Here is a 671-nt window from a genome sequence, read left to right as displayed (position 1 = left end):
ACATGAATCATCACCGGCGTGGCCGCCGCACGACCCCCCGCCGCGCAATCAGGACGCCCGCAGCGACAACCCAACCGGTCCGCCCGCGCCGCCAACGCCCCCAGCGCATCGGCACGCCGCTGCTCACGGGTGCGGGGATCGTGCTCACAGACCGTGGCCGCCAACGCATCCAGCGCGGTGTCCACCGCCCGCGCATCGGTGGTGAACAGACTGCCCTGGATCTCCGACAGACCCCCTTCAACAAAGTTCCCGAAGACGATCTCACGTTCGGCCTGCCGCTCCTTGCGGCGGCGCACCGCATCAGCATCGGCCTGGGCCACGATCTTGTCGATCTTGGCCGCCAACCGGCTCACGGTCAGCGACGGCCACCGCAGCACCTGCGCCACCAACTGCGCATCCACCTCCGCCAGCACCTGCCGGTCGGTGATCAACCCGGTGCGATACACCATCGTCTGAAACAACCGGATATCGATATCACCGGCCTTGAACAGCTCCGCCACCTGCGGCAACCGCTCCCGCATCGCCCGGGCATAGTGCAACCGACTAGCCGCTAAGCCCTGACTGATCCGCAACGCCGCCGCCACCTCAGCAGCCACCGCCGCCTCGGTATCGACCGCCCACTGCTCGGTCTCACCACAGCACCTCAACCGCAGCGCAAACAACTCCCCAAT

1 protein-coding gene is annotated in these 671 nt (G+C 67.2%); it reads right to left on the bottom strand.

Annotated features, from left to right (window positions below):
* A partial coding sequence (locus tag N416_RS0120320; protein ID WP_024443930.1) for a DUF222 domain-containing protein occupies positions 1-671 on the bottom strand: 671 nt, incomplete at both ends.

The sequence above is a fragment of the Mycobacterium sp. UM_WGJ genome (assembly GCF_000455125.1).
In the GTDB taxonomy this organism is placed as follows: Bacteria; Actinomycetota; Actinomycetes; order Mycobacteriales; family Mycobacteriaceae; genus Mycobacterium.
Note: the sequence above shows the minus strand (reverse complement) of the source record. Positions and strands in the feature narration are given on the sequence as shown.